Raw genomic sequence first — 17,127 nt, 5'->3', positions numbered from 1 at the left:
CGCTCGGGCTTGGGATAGCATACGCCATTTGCCGCCAAGGGAAAGAGGCTACCTTAAAGAAGTGCGATGACCAGCGCGGCCAATGCCAAAAGCGTCATGCTGAGGACAAAACCCCGTTTCAAGCCCAACATGAGAATGGCCGCTGCGATGGTGAAAGCAGCAGCTAAGCCATTGAAACTGCTCCATTCTGGTATCGGTATCGCCAATGCGGTGTCGCTGCGGATTTGATCAAAAAGAATATGCAGGGCAAACCAGACCGATAGGTTGGCAATCACCCCGACCACGGCCGCTGTAATGGCCTGTAGCGCCCCGGCAAGGCGCGGTTGAGCGCTGATCTGTTCGAGGTAGGGACCGGCCAGAAAGATCCACAGAAAACAGGGGGTAAAGGTCACCCAAAGCGCAATCAGACCGGCCGCAATTGCCCCCGTGACGCCCGATTGGGCAAATCCGGCGAGCAGCGCGACAAACTCTGTCACCAAGATCAACGGGCCGGGGGTGGTTTCGGCCAGACCCAGCGCATCGATCATTTGATCGGTGCTGATCCAGCCAAAATCCTGCACGACGGTTTGGGTCATATAGGCCAAAACCGCATAGGCGCCGCCGAAGGTTACAACCGCCAGTTTGGAAAAGAACAGCCCAAGTTGCAGCAGGAATTGATCGCCCAGAGCCCAAAGCGCGACCAAGGGCGCGGCCCAAAGGCCGCCCCAAATTGCAATGGTGCGCAGGCTGTGCGCCGCGCGGGCAGGGGGATTGGCATTGGTCTGGGGGCGCGCTGCATTTTGCGCGGCAAACATCCCCCAAAGGCCAGCGGCAAGGATGATCAAGGGAAACGGCAAGCCAAAGACAAACAGCGCCAGAAATGACAGAAGCGCCAGCGCCCATCCCTGCGCCCCGTGCAGTGCCTTGCCCGCAACCTTGCGCAGGGCCTGAAAGACCACGACGATCACCGCCGCCTTGATGCCCAGAAACGCCGCCTGCACCAAAGGCAATTGACCAAAATAGGCATAACCCAGGGCCAGCACTGCAATCACAATCGCCCCCGGCACCACAAACAGCAGTCCGGCCAACAATCCGCCCGCGACCCCGCGCATCCGCCAGCCTGCATAGGTGGCCAGCTGCATCGCCTCGGGGCCGGGCAAGAGCATGCACAGTGACAGCGCCCGCAGATAGCTGTCTTCATCCAGCCATGGTCGTTCCTCTACCAATTCCCGATGCATCAGGGCAATCTGTGCGGCGGGACCGCCAAACGAAAGCAGGCCAATCCGCCCAAAGATGCGGGTCATCTCCGCCCAGTTTGGTGCGCTCATTGCCGTGATCCCGCAGGCCAGTCGTGGCCCTCGTCCGATCCATCCCGCGCCCAGCGAAACAGCGCATCATAAAGTGCCAGACCTGCCTCAAGCTGTTCCAGATCGTCGCGGTATTGGCGAGACAACCCAACAGAAAGGGCAAGCAAACCAGCGGCTTGCGACGCCATGTCATGCCTGTTCGTGTCTGCGGCGCGGACCACCTGTGCCAATCGGTCCAAGGCATCGGTGTGCAGGGCAAATTCATCCAGCATCGTGTCAAAGGTGCAGTTCTCGCCTCTGTGCGACCAGAACACATCCTCGACATCAAACGGCGTTGCGCCATAGCGATCTGCCACGCCTTTCACCTCGGCGGGCGATACAAACAGAAACCGCGCAGACGGATCAACAAATCGGCGAATGAGCCAGGGGCAGGCGATCCGGTCAATCTTGGGCCGGTGCCGCGTCACCCAAAGTGTGCTGCCCTCCACGGGTGCCGGAATGGCGGCAAAGGGAATGCGCGGCGCGGCCTCATGTTCGCGCCAACCATACATGCCGCCCTTGAGATATTCGGCCTTGATCCCGTCGTGCCGCAACCACGCGGCCAGTCCTTGGCTGAGCTTGATACCCTTTTGGCAGGTGATCACACAGGCCCGTCCCCCCAAGCGGGATTTGAGCCCTTCAATGTCGGTATGGGGGTGCCGGAACGATCCGGGAATGAGGTAGGGATCATCGGCAAAATCGGGATCTATCGAGGTATCGACAATCACAGGCGCGTCGGGCAGCCCGATCAGGCGCAAAAGTTGGGGAACGGTGATTTCATTTGGGGCAGCCATGGCATGCGTCCTTTTGGTGGATACATGCGAACTTTTGGCTGGCGCCTCACGGGGCGTTCGCGGTTGCTCCCCATGAGGTCAAACCATCATTGATGGGCCGCCTTGTCAAGCGGCGCAGGACTTGCGCCTATCCCAACAGGTCCCGTGCGATCCGTTCAAAAATCGCGGCGCCGATGGGGATCAGATCATCCGGGAAGTCGTAGTCGGGGTTGTGTAGGGCCGCAAAATCAACCCCCGGCCCGAGGCAGAGCATGGCGGCTTTTGCGTCCCAACCAAAGACGCCAAAATCCTCCGAGGCCCGCATGGGCAGGCCGCTGTCGTCATTGGAAACCCCGATTGCATCCATCGCTGCAACGGCTCGGGCGGCGGCCTCCGGATCGTTGATCGAGGCGTTGAAATGGTCAAATACCTCGAATTGAACATTCAGGTTATGCTGCTTGGCGGCTTCTGTTGCCAATTGCCGGGCGGCTTGTTGCAGCGCATCCAGACCGTCGTCCCGGGCGGTGCGCAGGGTGGCATTGATCACGGCATCCGCCGGCGCGATGCCAAAGGTCGGCTCGCCAATGTTGACATGGGTGATGGTCACCAGCTTGAAATCATCGGTCAACGCGCCGCCAACGCCCAAAGCCCCCAAAGCAGGGATCAGACTGGCCACCGCGGGGGCGGGGGATCGGCCCTCTTCGGGCTCTGCCGCGTGGGCGGTTTTGCCGCTCAGCCGGATTTGCAGGCCCAATGAGGCGCAATTGATCAGCCCCGCGCGGGTAGAGACATGCCCAAAGGGTTTTCCCGGCTCATTGTGAATGGCAAAGGCCCAGTCTGGCGTAATCTCGCTGTATGCCGGATCGGCAACCACCGCCCGTGCGCCACTGCCGTCTTCTTCGGCGGGTTGAAACATCAAGACAACGCGACCCTTTTGCACCGGTTGCCGCGACAGCATCCGCCCCAGCGCCAGCAGCATCGTCATATGGCCGTCATGACCGCACAGGTGCCCTTTGCCATGGATTTCGGACACCCAAGGCGCGTCCGAGAGTTCTTCAATCGGCAAGGCATCCAGTTCTGCGCGAAACAGAACCGTCGGTCCGGGTTGGCCGCTGTCAAAGATGGCCGCGACACCATGACCGCCCAAACCGGTCAGGACGCGGCTTGGGGTCAGATCACCCAATGCGGTTTGAATAGTGCGGGCGGTTTCGGCCTCCTGGCCAGAGATTTCAGGGCGGCGGTGCAGGGCGCGGCGGAATGCGGTCAGCTCCACCAGATCGGAATTTGTCAGCAAGGCAATGACCTCAAGTTCAATTTGCGCCACCATGGCGCAAAGTCACAAGGCGAACAATCCGCAGTAGAACCTGAAGGGGGGGAAAGTGCAGGTTTCTGCCTGTTCAGCACTTTCGCCCGCTAAATCAGCATGATGCGGTTTACAGCGTTGATCCGACATTTGGTGAACAAGCCAAGAACGATGTTGGAACTTGTAAAACAGTCAGAGACCAGCGGCCAAACAAAAACGCCGCGTCCCGGACAGGGGAACACGGCGCAATTGGTAATGCGAAACGCGACATTTCACCCGCAAACACTACTGCAAAACGTGTCGCCAAAGCAATAGGCTATGCGCTGACCCTCGGCACATCGGCAGCATGGGACGGGTTGAGCCTGATCCTGCTGGCGCGGCTGACAAAGCGTGAGCGGGCCGCGTTGGCCTATTCGGCCCTTGTCTCTCTGGACGATGAAACGGCGTATCAGACCGCCTCTGCCGCCGTGTTCGGTGTCGTGAACGGGGAGGTGTTCGGATGAGCTTCCACCCCCGCCAGATGGCATCCGCTGCCGAGATTGAACGCCTGTTGTTCTTCATGCCGAGCGTTGCGCTCCATGCTGAGAAATCATGGGCCAAGGATTTTGCACTGTCTGTTTCCAAACAGTCACGGCGCAGAAACTGGACGCCTTCCCACAAACAACTGTCTGTCATGCGCGGGTTGGTCTCAGACCTGTTCGCCCAAGGCAGCGATGATGGGGGCGATCTTGAACTGATCGAAAGCTGATCACCCGTTGCGCCGCCTTTGAGCGGTGGTGGCGTGACGGGTGAAGCAACAGCCTGCGTTCATAGTGAGCATACCCAGCCGGGGCAGATCACAGAACGTAGGCCACGCTCTAGCTTTTGACCGTCGAGCGAAATCGGCGGGGAGATGATCTGGGAACTTTTAACCCACTCCGAGCGGAACCGGTGCCTACTAGGCCGCTCAGAAACGCGACTAAGGAACCCACCGATGTAAATCGGGGACCGTACCGGAGCAAAGCTGCAAAGGACGGGGCTGGAGAAAACCCAGCGGACAACGGCTTGGCCCTTTCCGGAGAGTAAGGGCATCGCGTGGATACAGATCAGGAAGCGTAGGTCTGTCAACCAAGCAAGGGATCATCCTTTGCATATGGGGGACAGTAGCGGGTGCCGGTTGTACTCAAATCAGATAGGTAAGCAATGCTGACATATAATAAGGTGAAAAACGAGCAGAAGATGAAGATCGAAATGCAGCGGGTGTCTGATCTGCTTGCGCAGGCGGTAACGGATCTGGAAGCAGAGGGCGGAGATATCCGGTTCTTCAATGCAGCTTTTCTTATCGCGGCAATCCAACTCCAAGCCGAGGTGGAGGGGCCAGACACGATCATGCGGGCGCTTTCCAAAGTTGGAGTTCGGGAACTTGCCCACACAGGCGTGGTAGGCAGATGTTGACTGGCGATGCGCAATGTAATAACATTACAGATAACGGATCGGCGCTGATGGCGCATCCTGACAAACCTTTTCCCGCAATGCTGATGGCTGAGCGTGAAAGAACCAACCCTAGCCGGGGCGTTCTTTTGCGCGTTCTGGCATTCCGAAAAGGATAACAGAAATGAACATCACAGATGACACAAAGGCAGTCAGCGCTCGCAAGTTGAGCCTGAATTTCCATCGCCGTCACAACATCAAGTCGATTAACGATATTGAACCTCACAAGCTGGAGTGGCGCGACTTGTGTAAGATCGCATCAGATGCGGGTCGCACATCGCGTGAGGTGCTAGATCAAGTGACCGATGACAATCGGAGCGCAACCGAGGGCGCAGTAGATGCGTTCTTGGACCTCATGAACGCCATTGGTGATGAGCAGGACACACGCACCGAGGAAGGCAGTCGCGAACCGCGCAGTGAAGCGGAATCCAAGAAACTGCTGGCCAAGCGTCCAGATCTTCCAACCGGCGTTGTTCACTCCGATGGGTCACATGGTGATCTGCCAGCAACCACTGACATTGCATTGCGGTCTGATCAGTCGTTCCGCTCATGGGCGCAGGCCCGGTCGGAGGTGCCTGAGCATGTTCGGGGCATGAACGCGGGCCAGTTTCTCCGCGCCATGGTGGTCAGCGATAAGACCGACGCAGAGCGCCGTGCATTGGCGGAAGCCACAGACAGCGCTGGCGGCTACACGGTGCCGGACGTTCTCTCTTCGGAACTGATCGACAAGGCACGGGCCAACAGTGTTGTGATGCAGGCCGGGGCGCGTACGGTGCCACTGACCAGCGACAGCAATACCATTGCCAAGGTGTTGACTGATCCCACCCCAGCGTGGCGGGCAGAGGCAGGCGCGGTAGCCAACAGTGACGGCACATTCGGGGCGGTGGTGCTGACACCACGCAGCCTTGCAGTCGCGGTTGATATCTCTGCCGAACTGATGGCCGACAGCCTCAACCTTGCAACGGCATTGCCTCAAATCCTTGCCGCTGCGATGGCGCAGGAACTTGATCGGGTTGCACTGATCGGCAGCGGGACGGCACCAGAACCACAGGGCGTGGTCGGCACAAGCGGTATCGGCACCTTTGCGCAGGACGCAGAGATTGCCAGCTATGCCAATCTGAGCAAGGCGCGGACAGGCATCCTTACGGCCAACCGTGGTCCGGTGTCAGCGTACATCATGCACCCGCGTGATGAAGGTTCCTTTGTGGATCTGGCGGCAACAGACGGCCAGCCGCTCATGGCACCGACTGCGGTCTCAAGCATTCCAATGCTGACAACCACGCAGATCCCGGTGAATGGTGGCACTGGCACCGATGAAAGTACAATCATCGCCGGTAACTTCTCACACCTGTTGGTTGGCATCCGATCGAACATCCAAGTCGAGTTGTTCAAGGGACCGAAGTACATCAGCAACCTGCAATACACGATGATTGCCCACATGCGGGCGGATATCGCAGTTGAAGACCCAGCAGCGTTCTACACGCTCACGGGTGTTGGTCAGGCGGCATAAGAACACATGGGGCATTCTTTGAAGAGGGCGATACACCAGCCCGACAACGATAAGCCGGATGCGCTGCCCCGTGCTTTCGCAGGCGTTCAATCCGGCAAGGTGCTGACCCTCTCCGTCATGGATATGGATGGAGGGGGTCTATCGGCTTCTCAGGTGTCCCCACTGGGTACCGGTCGCTGGAACCAAACTTTCAAAACGCCAATTCAGAGGATTTAGGATCATGCCAAGGAAGCGCACACCACTGGCTGTGGCAAAGCTCACGGGTCAGGCAATGCAACACCCCGAACGGTTTGCAGATCGCACAGAACCGCCCTCACAGGCGCTTGGTGCGCCCCCTGACAGGCTGAACGATGCGGAGCGGGCTGCATGGCTGGAAATGGCCGAAGATATGCCTTGGCTGGTGCAATCTGACCGGGGTGTTCTTGGATTGGCGGCACGGCTGTCTGTACTGATTACACAACCGGATTGTCCGATTGGTGTCTTTGCCCAGTTGCGGCTTTGCCTGTCCAGCATGGGCGGCACCCCAACAGACAGGACGCGGATCAAGTTTGATGATGATGCGCCATCTGATCCCGCTGATGAATTTTTGAATTGAACACAGAACGAGAAGGGGGGGCGAATCTCTATGGATGACTACGTGTTAACCCGTCGCCCCCACATGTTCATGTGTCCGCACTTCAAACATTCTGGAAATTAGATATATGCCGAGACCAAAGACACCGCTTTCAAAAGCCAAATTGACAGGGGCCATGGCGAAAGATCCGCAACGTTACCGGGGCCGCTCAGAGCCAAGCACAAGCGGGGAACCCGTTGGTGATCCGCCTAAGCACCTCAACACACACTGCAAGGATGTTTGGCACGATCTGGTAGGCAGTTTGGATTGGCTTCAACGTGAGGACCGAATTGCGGTTGAGGTGGCAGCTATCGCCATTGGTCAGGTTCGCACATTGATGAAACTAGGCGAACCTATCCCTGCATCTCTGCTGGCGGCATCGAACACAAGTTTAGGCAAGCTGGGCGCAACGCCCACAGATCGGCAGAAGGTGGCGCAGCCACCTGACGAACCAGAAGATGATCCGTTTGCGAGGTTTGATGCTTAGACAACAGCTACGCGCATAGAATAGGGAGCTTCCCCGACCGCAGGTCAGGATATAAAGATGACGAGCATGAAGACAGCGAACAGGCCGAGATAGAGAGCTATGTTCCCCATAGCGTTCTTTGATGTCTCTTTATCGACTTCCCCTTTGATCCCCTTGTGTAAAGCTGTGCCGACCCTCCAGAGGTCCTCCTTCAGCTTCTCCTTGTCTTTCTCCGGTTTAAAATCAGCCATGCTGGTTTCCTTCTGCCCCTTATCACGCTTGAGTTGAACTGTAGGAAAGCTGCCGAGATGGTTCAAGGGAGCTTTAGGGGGCAAAAATGTGAATGCCTTATCGCTATGTGTGAGCGTGTCAATCCCCCCCATAGCATTGCGCCCTACCTCTGGCCCTGTGAATTGAAGGGGGTGGGGGTCTATCCGCAACAGTTCCCGTAACAGGGACGCTGCGGAAGCAGATTGCGCCCCTTCCGTTCCGCGCGCGTCAGAGTTAGGTGTTGAGCATGAAGTTACAGCGCATCTTTGAACAATTGTCTAACTTGTCTGCGCAGAGAGTTATCCCGCAAGGCATAATAGATGAAGGGCGCATTTTTGCCTTGGGTCGATTTGAGAATGATGACGAACTGCATGGACGCGGAGTTCTGGAGGGCATTCAGCTGAGGAGACAAATCGAATGCCGTCACTGACAAAACACTTTTTTGCGTAATCTCTAGCCTTCTGTTCTTGGCTCTACTTGCTAGACCAGCTAGCGCTGAATTTGTTGCAACAGGAAAAATGGAAGCTCGTTTTGCAGTGGATTTGTCTTTGAGATCTGTAGTTTAAGCCTTGACATCAGCATTTAGCCAATGCCTTTTTTTGAGAAAAACTAGATAACTAAGGTGATTTATGAGAACGCTGCTATTTTGCTTTGCCTTGTGCAACATACCTGTTCTGGCTTTTGCGCAGGACACCGTAGAAATTGATACTTGTCTCAAGGTTGAGAGCGATGCAGCTCGTTTAGAGTGCTATGATCGCTTACATGGGTATGAGATTCCAGAACAGGCCGAGGTATCTGGCGATGGGTGGGTGATCTTGACCAGAACTGATGAGTTTACGGGTAAAACCCTCTCATGGGTCTACTTGGAAGAGGCTGGAAAAGTAGGTGAAAGAGATGCCGCTGTGCTTAGTGTAAGTTGTACAGAAAAGGGCGGTTACAATGTCTCGTTCTACAAAAGAACATTTGTAAATACTTCTGGACGTATCAAGGTACGCTATCGTTTTGACAGTGCAGAGCCTATCTCCGAGAACTGGTTTGGTTCTACGGGAAACAACGGAGCATTCCTTCCTGACAATTATCGGGATTTCAGAAAGAGCTTGGCGGAAGCCCAAAAGCTGGTTTTGGAAGTTGTTGATTATCAAGGCGCGCGCCATCGCCACACTTTTGCAGGCCTACGGAAAAATAAGAGTGATCTAGAATATGTGATGAGTGGCTGTCCTTCAAAATAACTGTTTTCCGAGTCGCCCCTATGGGAACCTCGTTCAAACTTTTGAGGTTATGGCGGATACGTAACAGCGATTATGAAGGCTTTCTTAGCCGAACTGCGGGAGATGAACGACCGAAGCTGACGAAAATCTAATGCGGTCTGAATTGACTGCAACCCAGCAGGCCGAGCATCTGGCGAAGCGGAAAGAGCTTTGGGCGGTGAGGAATACTGGGAACAGCGTTCCCACTATTACTGGCCCCGGTCAGCCAAGACAATTCGCCGCAGAAACTGCCGAGGCAACGGGCGTATCAAAGCGCATGGTCAACAAGGCCACAGCCCGCGACGAACAGGTATCCGAGGAAGCCCGTGACGTAATCCGTGCCCGTGCCGAAATGCGTTTGGCAGAGGAATATGACGCCGCGCAGGATCGGGGCGAGGTTGCGACTGGCAATAGGTCCAAGGATTTTGGCGTTGTAGGCGGCAACGCCAAACCTGCAACAGCATCTGACATTGGCCTGCGCCGGGATGAAATCCACGAACAAGGCGAAAGGGCAAGCCTTTCTCAAGGGAAGGTTTGAGATACCACTGGCTGAAGGGGCTATTCAGAAGGGTCTTTTGGGTCGTCTTTAGATGGCCCCATTCTCCTGTTGAACAGCACGGTTAGATCAACGCCGGACAGCTTTTCATACTGATCTTGGTTTTCGAGCATTTCTTTAAAGTAGGACTGAAGTCGTTCCATCTCATCAAGCGCCGCGCTCAGTTCGGAGACGCTTTTCGCCTTTTTCAAGGTGAAGGACAAATTGTGCATTTTGGTCACCATGCTGCGCAGAAACAGCGGAAGGGCCGGGTATGATCTTTCGAGCAATTCAACAATCTCGGAGTTTATCGAAACAGAATTTGCCTCGGCTGCATCCTTAATCCGATCCCTCAGATCTTCGGGCAGTCGAACCATCATGCCAACTGTGCTGCCGGAGCCGATTCTAGACTGAACCATAGTAACCTCACAATTTTTGACACTACTGTGCTATTTCCTCTTGATCGTCAAATGAATTACTGTAGTGTCGCAACTATCGTAGTAACGGATTGGAGATGGAATGACAGAGATACAGGGAAGGGCGGGGAAAGGCGTTGTGCAGATTGCATTGCGTGTTCCGCAAGACCTTCGTGACGAAATAAAGGCCGAAGCGGGCGTTATGGGGCGGTCCATGAACACGCATATCCTGATCACATTGAGAGAGGCAGTGCGGAATGAGAGCGCAGAAGCCTGAAAAAGCGAAAGACCGCAGGGCGGCATCCCAAGCAACCTAAACACTGGAGAACAACATGACCGACATTAACGCCGTTCAGGCGAATGATCCCGCACACCCCAAGACCAGACAGCAGCTTCAGGATGATGCGATGGTGATTGAAAACTTGCTCAACACAGTGATGGCGATGGCCTTCACCAGCAATGTCCAAGACACAATGACCGTTGTGGAAATGGCGCATGATCGGGCCGAAAAACTCAACCGCGATCTGGACAGCGTGAATATGCAGGAGGCGGTGGCATGAAGGGGGAACATGATGCAGAGACCCGCCTTGCCTATGCAGAAAACCTTGTACGGGCGTTGCAAATCTTGAATTGGCAGTTCGTTCAGGAACCCATCAAACACGGCACTGAACTGGCCGCATTGCGCAGTGCCATCATTGGCATTGGCGATGCCCTTGAGGCCATCTTTGCCGAAATGGATGCTCAGGAGCGGGCGGCGTAGGGGAGAGGGTAGATAACTCGTCTTGAGTTTTGGTCTTGCTGTGTGGATAAAAGCTAGCTATAAGCTTATAAACGGCTTGATCTTGAAAACAGGAATTTGACCCAAATGCTACCTCATGAGCAGACATATCCATCCAAAGAAGTTGCTAAGGCGACCGGTGTTACGGCGAAGTTCATCCAGAACTGCGCAAGCCGTAAACTGATCACAGGCTATGAAAGTGGCGAAGGCAAGGGGCGGCAGCGGGAGTTTACTTGGGAAAACCTTATGCAGATTAGGTTGGCGGCAAGTTTGATTGAAATTGGTGTCAAAACACCAGCCGATGCATTCCGGGCAGCGGTTATGTTCACTCACATCGGACATGACAAAAATCCCGGTCTCGGCACCCCAGCCCGGAAGAGTGCTTATCCCAGCCATTATCGGGAAGGCGATACATATCTCTTTGTCGCAGGTGATAAGCACAAAGTGCGGATTGAACCAAAGGCAAGCGGAGAAATGTATCAGTTGCAGCAATCCCTTGGCCGCCCGAAAGGGTACATCGCTTTGAACGTTTCCAAGGCCTTTCAGAGCGTCTGTGACAACATGGATTGGAAGGCTTCTGATGTGCTGGACGCAGTTTATGAGGGCATTGATAGCTAATGAACAATCGCCCTGCAATCTTCGGTGATCGTCCACCGTCCTTTGTCTCAAAAGCCACATTGGCGGCTGAGCTGGATATGAGCGAGTCCACTGTTGATGCGTACGTAAAACGGGGGCTGTTGCCTGAGCCGTTCAAGTGGGGCGGTTCGGTTCGGTGGTCTTGGGCTGACGTTTCGGCCCACCTGACCGCACAGGCGTCAAGCGGCGATGATCCATTCATGGCGGGGGTGGGTAATGTCTAAGGTTTCTTTGCCGCGCCATGTTCACAAGATCACGTCCAGAGGGCGCGAATACTTCTACTATCAAGAGGGCAGGGGGACGCCTCACGAGGGGGAGCGTATCAAGCTGCCTAATGATCCCCAATCACCAGAATTTTGGAATGCAGTCCGGCAGGCGCAAGGGTCATTTGGCCCTACGCCAACCGATACGATAGGGGCGTTGATTGACGCCTATGAATGCGCGTGGCCGTCTCTTCAAAGGAAACTCTCCGAGGGGACTAAGACGCAATACAGGCGGAACCTAAAACCAATTCGGAAAGCATGGGGCGATCTACAAGCCAGTGAACTGCGCCCAAAGCATGTTGATGTTTTGATCCGGAAGATTGGCTTGGAAAAGCCGGGAGCGGCGAACAACATACTGGACGCTCTGCGGGCAATGGTGTCGTGGGCAAATGGCCCTGTTGACCTGTTGAGGCATGATCCGACCCACGGCGTTAAGCGCTTCCCAAAAGGCAAAGGCCATGAACCGTGGACGGAAGAGCAGTTACAGTTTGGAGAGCGCGTGTTCACTGGGGCGCTGCGTCGGTTTTTCTTCCTAAGCCGTTATACTGGCCAGCGGATCAGCGATACAGTCCGCTTGAACCCAAACGATATTGACGAAGGCGGTTTCAGCATTACCCAGAAAAAGACGGGTGCGAATCCTTGGTGTCCCATTTTCCCGGAACTTGAGCGGGAAATGGCTACATGGCAGCGCCGACCCGGTCCTTACTTGTTGCAGGAATCAGGTAAGAATGCCGGGAAGCCTTTCAGTCCCAACCAAATGTGGAAAGCGTTCAATCGTGAACGTGAAAAGCACCCCATTCTGCAAGGGGCAGTACCGCATGGCCTGAGGGCCAATGCAGTGATCCGTGTGCGCGCAGAAGGCAAAACTGCCCAACAAATATCAGACATGATTGGAATGTCCGTAGAGATGATCGAGCACTACAGCCGATACGCTGACCGTAAGGCCAGCGGCAAAGTGATCTTGAGGGAATACCGAGAACAGAACGAAGATAAGATTGTAAAACACTTGGAAAATGGAAAGCAAAAATAATGCGATATCAAGAGCTTAACAAGATGGAAGAAGAGTGCAGGTTTCTGTTGCCAGGTACCTGCGAACCCCGCCTAGCGCTGCAAAGCTCTAGGACTTAAGATTTCAACAGTTCCGGTCGCTTACGCGGCCATCGCCATTGGAGCACGATTGTCATTTGCAATTGTACAGTTTTCGCCGATAACGGTGGCAGACAGCCGAAACAAAGCTAACCCCTTTAGACGTTCGTCGATCCTATTTCGGCCCCATGATCCCCAAATGAAGGATGTTTGGTGGAGCCGCCGGGTACCGCCCCCGGGTCCGATCCGCGTATTACGAGCGCGTTTATGTTCATAGTCCCGAGGGACATCTTGAATATAGGGGTGCAGATGGGCCTTTGCAAACGGTTGCTGTCGAAAATCTTGCATTTTCGAGGCGCGAGGCAGATGTGATCAACCAGCAAGCGGTGTTCGATTTTCTGTTAGGTTGTCATTGCTTGGCCCCCGGTGGGCAATTCCTGCGCCTGATGGCCCGGGCAGGGCAGATATCTGGAATTTTGCCCCTGCGGCGACCAAACCATCGGCTTCGGCCTTCAAGGCGCGGCTGATTTGGGTGGTGTCAGACAACAGTTGCGCGTTGTGGCGCGTGACCCCGTCCAACTCGCGCACAGCGGTGTCGATCTGCGACAGGCTTTGGCTCTGGTCGGTCGAGAATTTTGCGATATCCACAACTTGCACGGATATATCACTGATTTTCCCGAGGATTTCATCCAGCGATTTGCCTGCACGGGCAACCAGCTCTGCGCCCTGAGAGATTTGTTTGGTGGTTTGGGCAATGACTGAATTGATGTCAGCGGCGGCGTTTGAACTGCGCTGGGACAGGGCGCGGACCTCGGTTGCGACCACAGCAAAACCGCGTCCCGCTTCGCCGGCGCGGGCGGCCTCAACCCCGGCGTTGAGGGCCAGAAGATTGGTCTGAAAGGCAATTTCTTCGATCAATTTTGTGATGTTCGAAATCGCAGCAGAGGATTTTTCAATCTCGTCCATGGCGACAACCGCGTCGCCCATCACGCGGCTGGATGTCGTGGCGCTTTCGCGGGTGGTCGAGACCATATCGCTGATGGATTGGGACCGTTCGGCGGTTTCGGTCAAGGATCGGGTGGTCTGGCTGATGTCTTGTGCGGTTGCGGCCAATGTTGCGGATTGCGCGTTTGTGCGTGTCAATAAATCGTCACTGGCGCTGGCGACCTCTTGCGCACTGCTGTCAATGGTGTGAGAGCTGCGCACAAGGCCGCTCATGGTTTGGCACAGCCCGTCAACCGCGCTGTTAAAGTCGCGGCGCAGTTGGTCGTATTCACCTGTAAAGGCCTGATGGATGGATGCGGTCAGATCACCCTCGGCCAACCGGCTGAGCGCATTGCCAAGGTTTGTCACCACTGCGCGTTGGTCTTGGGCGGTTTGTTCCTGTTCGGCGGTGGCCGTTTCCATCACTTTGCGGGCTTGAGAGACATCATTGCCAATCATAACAACCGTCAGCGGCTGATCCTGATCATCGGTAACAACGGTCAGCCCGCCATCCAGCCAGATTTGGTGGCCTGCTGCGCCTTGCACAAGGAATTGACCCCAGACCGCGCCCGCATCCAGCACTCCGGGCCAAAAGCCGTCCGGATGTGTGACTTTGGTCGGGTCCAGCACCAACATTTCAGCCACATCGCGACCGGCAAAATCGCCGCTGTCGCCGCACAACAGGTTTTCCAGTTTGGCGTTGATATCAGTGACTTTTCCGTCTGGTGAAAACTCGATGATGCATTGCCGATGTTCAATCGCATTCAGCAGGGCCGTTTTCCTGAAATCAGCGGTACGGTCGATCCATTCCACCACTGCGCCACAAGCCGTTTCGCCGTCAAAAAGGGTGCGGAGCGCCAATGACAAGCGGCGGTCTTCAAACGCGAGGTCGATGGTTTCGTGGGTGATGCGGCCCTGAGCGATTTGCCGGACGCTCTCGGCTTGGTCGCCAAGGATCTGAATAAGGTCGACACCGCTCGAACCGTCGTCACTACTATGACCTGCAACAAGGGTGTCGAGCAGGGTATTGGCCGCGGCATTGGTGTGTTCCACGGTCAGATTTTCATCGACGATCATCAAACTTGCACTGGCGGCTTGTAGTGCAGCGCTGAGCACGGCGGCGCGTTCTTCGGTGCTGCGGGCCTCCAGCAAGGAGCGGCGCAAACGGTCCAAGGTGACGGCAATATCGCCAATCTCATCGCCGGAACGGGCCGCTGGCCCGCGATCTGTCAAATCCCCCTCTGCGACCAAGATCATGGATTGGCGCACCTTGTTCAACGGGCGCGTCAGGCTTTTTGACACCACAATCGCGATGAGAGCGGCGACAAGCAAAAGCAACCCACCGCGTTCAATGACTGGTTTTTCCAGAATACTGGCCTGTGCAAACAGCTCGGCGGTGTCTTGTTGCGCGACAATTGCCCATGAGCTGCCTGCAAATTCAACCTGACCGAAGGCCGAAATGACCGATGTGCCTTGCGCGGTTTCGTCGGTTTGGACCCCTTGCGATCCTGACAGCGCACTGGCGACGGGACCGTTTGGGCCTGTTTGTTCTTGCTGCGCTCCGGCATCAAGACCGGCGCCCGAACCGATCCGGATGCGGCCGTCGCCCCCAACCGCGAACAAGACCCCGGATTGCCCAAGCCCCTCTGCCGCAGCTGCGGAAGGTTGCAGGGCCGCAGTTTCAATGCGTACGGCAAAAACACCGATGACCGCACCATTCGACGCCAAAATGGGCGTCGCCATGAAGGCGGAATAGGGTGAGCCCCGAAGCGGATAATCGCTGAAATCCTCAAACACGAACTGCGGCGCATTTTCAGGATCGGTCATGATCCGCGCAAAGACCCGCGCCAAACCTTGGTCAGCCTGCGCGGGGTCGGCCAGGTTGACGGCGTAGTCCTCGTTCTTCATGACACTATAAAGAACGTACCCTTTTTCATCGAGCAGGTAGAAATCGGCGAAATTGTTCTTTTCCGTCAGCGACCGGAAATAGGGATGCGCCTTTCGATGTGCACGGTTGTAGGCATCGCGCCCCTTAACAAAATCGGTGAGCTGCCGTTGGCCGTAGGGATGTTCGTTCTCGGTGATGTAGCGGGTCTGCAGATATTCGGTCTTGTCGCCGGGGATCGCCTCTGCCGCGCCGATGAGAGATGTCATGGTGGATCTGAAAACAGGCGAATTTGACTGAGACACAATGCTGGCGCGCATCGCATTCAGCGCCGCCTCGGTTGAGGCGATTTGCGCCTGTGCAATGCTGGACAGCCGTGTGCGGGCCTGACTTTCCAGAATGTCATGCGCCGCGCTCACTGCCATCAGGCCCATGGCGCCCGCGGCCAAACAGCACAGGCCGACGATGATCAAAGGCAGCTTGGCCGAAATGCGCAGTGTCTTCATCTGGGATGCGTCTCTCAATCTTCATGGTGTGCCCGTCCGCAAAGTGGCGGGACCGGGCAACAGGCACAGCCCTAGGGCATGAAGATTAAGAAAGGTTTGCGCGGCCCCCGGGGCGGGGCACAAGATATGGCCGTCAGGGTGTTTTCCCGGCGCGGGCCGCGAACACATCGCGTCCCAGCTCGAGGGTTTCACGTTCCAGCGCCTGCAATCCCAAGTTGATCGCCTCCGCGTCACGGGCCATGGCAGCATCTGCAATCTCTTGATGCAAATCAGCCGCCCTGCACCGCGACCGGGCTGTGAAGGTGATCATATTCATCAGCGGCTGCATGGCCTCAACCGCGCCAGCAAGCTGGTAGGACAAAACCGGATTTCCGGCAGCATCAACAAGGGCACGGTGAAAGGCGACATCGGAGGCACAGAAGGCCTCGTCGCTTAAATTGGCGCTGCGCTGGCGGTCGATCTGGCTTTGCATCGCGCTCAGTTGTGCATCGGTGCGGCGCATCGCGGCGAGGGGTGCGCAGGCGCGCTCCAGTGCAAACCGCGCCTCGCAAGCCGTCTCAAAGCTGACGTCATTCATCGACAGCAAAAGGGTAGAGGTTGTGATCTGCTGTTGCTGTGCGGCGCGAAATGTGATGCGATTGACAAAGGCACCACCCGTCGCACCACGCTGTGTGCGGATCAAGGATTGCGCGGCGAGCCGTTTGAGGGCTTCGCGCACCGTGGGGCGCGAGACGCCAAAACTGTCTGCCAGCTCTGCCTCGGTGGGGAGGCGTTGATCGACGATCAAGCGGCCCGTCACAATAGCATCACGAATGGCAGCGGCGATCTGAACCGGCAAATCTGCCGGGTTTTCGGGGTCAATTTTCATATGTCTTACATTTAAAGTTTGCCGGATTATCAATTGTCTGACATTAGGGAAATTGACGGGGTTTGGAAAGGCCCTTGGGGTTTGGACCGGCAGAACCGGTCGCATCTGGTGGAGGATAGGGTGGCAAGAATAGATCTCTATTCATGTCATGAATGAGAAGAGTGCGATAATGCACTGAAAATGAATAAATAAG

At 55.9% G+C, this 17,127-nt stretch carries 21 protein-coding genes and 1 other RNA gene; 14 read left to right on the top strand and 8 right to left on the bottom strand.

The window, feature by feature from the left end; genetic code table 11:
- Positions 1–53: 53 nt before the first annotated feature.
- From chrA to C8N31_RS03250, 3 genes are all read right to left on the bottom strand, one after another.
- Complete coding sequence (gene chrA, locus C8N31_RS03260) at positions 54–1,307, bottom strand: chromate efflux transporter (protein WP_025049161.1); 1,254 nt, start codon at positions 1,305–1,307, stop codon at positions 54–56.
- Positions 1,304–2,119, bottom strand: coding sequence for a chromate resistance protein ChrB domain-containing protein (locus C8N31_RS03255; RefSeq protein WP_025049162.1), 816 nt, complete (start codon positions 2,117–2,119; stop codon positions 1,304–1,306). Before C8N31_RS03255 ends, chrA begins: the two co-directional genes overlap by 4 nt.
- A 127-nt stretch (positions 2,120–2,246) precedes the next feature.
- Positions 2,247–3,392 (bottom strand): amidohydrolase, encoded by a 1,146-nt coding sequence (locus C8N31_RS03250; protein ID WP_025049163.1) that lies wholly within the window; start codon positions 3,390–3,392, stop codon positions 2,247–2,249.
- A 365-nt stretch (positions 3,393–3,757) separates the two neighbouring features.
- Here C8N31_RS03250 and C8N31_RS20265 point away from each other — a divergent pair, with 365 nt between their 5' ends.
- The 6 genes from C8N31_RS20265 to C8N31_RS20260 all read left to right on the top strand — a co-directional run bounded on the left by C8N31_RS20265 (position 3,758) and on the right by C8N31_RS20260 (position 7,481).
- The gene (locus C8N31_RS20265) at positions 3,758–3,904 is read left to right on the top strand and encodes a hypothetical protein (RefSeq protein ID WP_156026912.1); all 147 of its coding nucleotides are present in this window, start codon (positions 3,758–3,760) and stop codon (positions 3,902–3,904) included.
- Positions 3,901–4,149, top strand: coding sequence for a hypothetical protein (locus C8N31_RS03245; protein WP_037918740.1), 249 nt, complete (start codon positions 3,901–3,903; stop codon positions 4,147–4,149). Before C8N31_RS20265 ends, C8N31_RS03245 begins: the two co-directional genes overlap by 4 nt.
- A 434-nt stretch (positions 4,150–4,583) precedes the next feature.
- Positions 4,584–4,835 (top strand): hypothetical protein, encoded by a 252-nt coding sequence (locus C8N31_RS03240; protein WP_025049165.1) that lies wholly within the window; start codon positions 4,584–4,586, stop codon positions 4,833–4,835.
- 160 nt (positions 4,836–4,995) lie between these two features.
- Positions 4,996–6,381, top strand: a complete 1,386-nt coding sequence (locus C8N31_RS03235; protein ID WP_025049166.1) for a phage major capsid protein — start codon at positions 4,996–4,998, stop codon at positions 6,379–6,381.
- Between the two features lie 220 nt (positions 6,382–6,601).
- Positions 6,602–6,976, top strand: a complete 375-nt coding sequence (locus tag C8N31_RS03225) for a hypothetical protein (protein WP_146173098.1) — start codon at positions 6,602–6,604, stop codon at positions 6,974–6,976.
- A 154-nt stretch (positions 6,977–7,130) separates the two neighbouring features.
- On the top strand, positions 7,131–7,481 hold the full coding sequence (locus C8N31_RS20260) for a hypothetical protein (protein WP_025049169.1): 351 nt from the start codon (positions 7,131–7,133) through the stop codon (positions 7,479–7,481).
- Positions 7,482–7,525: 44 nt separating this feature from the next.
- Here C8N31_RS20260 and C8N31_RS20195 read toward each other — a convergent pair whose 3' ends face one another.
- On the bottom strand, positions 7,526–7,711 hold the full coding sequence (locus tag C8N31_RS20195; protein WP_146173097.1) for a hypothetical protein: 186 nt from the start codon (positions 7,709–7,711) through the stop codon (positions 7,526–7,528).
- A 648-nt stretch (positions 7,712–8,359) separates the two neighbouring features.
- On the opposite strand from C8N31_RS20195, the gene C8N31_RS03210 reads away from it, so the two are divergent.
- Together C8N31_RS03210 and C8N31_RS03205 are read left to right on the top strand one after the other, a co-directional pair.
- Complete coding sequence (locus tag C8N31_RS03210; protein ID WP_025049171.1) at positions 8,360–8,959, top strand: hypothetical protein; 600 nt, start codon at positions 8,360–8,362, stop codon at positions 8,957–8,959.
- Positions 8,960–9,254: 295 nt separating this feature from the next.
- On the top strand, positions 9,255–9,515 hold the full coding sequence (locus C8N31_RS03205; RefSeq protein WP_025049172.1) for a hypothetical protein: 261 nt from the start codon (positions 9,255–9,257) through the stop codon (positions 9,513–9,515).
- 20 nt (positions 9,516–9,535) lie between these two features.
- Here the strand turns inward: C8N31_RS03205 and C8N31_RS03200 are convergent, their stop codons facing one another.
- Positions 9,536–9,931: an Arc family DNA-binding protein gene (locus C8N31_RS03200; RefSeq protein ID WP_081785718.1), complete on the bottom strand. Its 396-nt coding sequence runs from the start codon at positions 9,929–9,931 to the stop codon at positions 9,536–9,538.
- 100 nt (positions 9,932–10,031) lie between these two features.
- Here C8N31_RS03200 and C8N31_RS03195 point away from each other — a divergent pair, with 100 nt between their 5' ends.
- The 6 genes from C8N31_RS03195 (at position 10,032) to C8N31_RS03170 (ending at position 12,635) form a co-directional block, all read left to right on the top strand.
- Positions 10,032–10,205 (top strand): Arc family DNA-binding protein, encoded by a 174-nt coding sequence (locus tag C8N31_RS03195; protein WP_081785719.1) that lies wholly within the window; start codon positions 10,032–10,034, stop codon positions 10,203–10,205.
- A gap of 55 nt (positions 10,206–10,260) precedes the next feature.
- Positions 10,261–10,488: a hypothetical protein gene (locus C8N31_RS03190; RefSeq protein ID WP_025049174.1), complete on the top strand. Its 228-nt coding sequence runs from the start codon at positions 10,261–10,263 to the stop codon at positions 10,486–10,488.
- Entirely contained in the window at positions 10,485–10,688 is a 204-nt protein-coding gene (locus C8N31_RS03185) for a hypothetical protein (RefSeq protein WP_025049175.1), read from the top strand. The genes C8N31_RS03190 and C8N31_RS03185 overlap by 4 nt, the downstream gene beginning before the upstream one ends.
- 105 nt (positions 10,689–10,793) lie before the next feature.
- Complete coding sequence (locus tag C8N31_RS03180) at positions 10,794–11,324, top strand: MerR family transcriptional regulator (RefSeq protein ID WP_025049176.1); 531 nt, start codon at positions 10,794–10,796, stop codon at positions 11,322–11,324.
- Positions 11,324–11,566, top strand: a complete 243-nt coding sequence (locus tag C8N31_RS03175) for a helix-turn-helix transcriptional regulator (protein WP_025049177.1) — start codon at positions 11,324–11,326, stop codon at positions 11,564–11,566. The genes C8N31_RS03180 and C8N31_RS03175 overlap by 1 nt, the downstream gene beginning before the upstream one ends.
- A complete protein-coding gene (locus tag C8N31_RS03170; protein WP_025049178.1) occupies positions 11,559–12,635 on the top strand; it encodes a tyrosine-type recombinase/integrase in 1,077 nt (358 codons plus the stop codon). The genes C8N31_RS03175 and C8N31_RS03170 overlap by 8 nt, the downstream gene beginning before the upstream one ends.
- A 33-nt stretch (positions 12,636–12,668) precedes the next feature.
- On the opposite strand, the gene ssrA is transcribed toward C8N31_RS03170, so the two are convergent.
- The 3 genes from ssrA to C8N31_RS03155 all read right to left on the bottom strand — a co-directional run bounded on the left by ssrA (position 12,669) and on the right by C8N31_RS03155 (position 16,934).
- Positions 12,669–13,018: a transfer-messenger RNA gene (ssrA, locus tag C8N31_RS03165) on the bottom strand.
- Positions 13,019–13,063: 45 nt separating this feature from the next.
- Positions 13,064–16,066: a methyl-accepting chemotaxis protein gene (locus tag C8N31_RS03160; RefSeq protein WP_025049179.1), complete on the bottom strand. Its 3,003-nt coding sequence runs from the start codon at positions 16,064–16,066 to the stop codon at positions 13,064–13,066.
- A gap of 133 nt (positions 16,067–16,199) precedes the next feature.
- The gene (locus C8N31_RS03155) at positions 16,200–16,934 is read right to left on the bottom strand and encodes a FadR/GntR family transcriptional regulator (RefSeq protein ID WP_025049180.1); all 735 of its coding nucleotides are present in this window, start codon (positions 16,932–16,934) and stop codon (positions 16,200–16,202) included.
- Between the last annotated feature and the right edge of the window lie 193 nt (positions 16,935–17,127).

This window comes from Sulfitobacter mediterraneus (genome assembly GCF_003054325.1).
Classification (GTDB): domain Bacteria; phylum Pseudomonadota; class Alphaproteobacteria; order Rhodobacterales; family Rhodobacteraceae; genus Sulfitobacter; species Sulfitobacter mediterraneus.
Note: the sequence above shows the minus strand (reverse complement) of the source record. Positions and strands in the feature narration are given on the sequence as shown.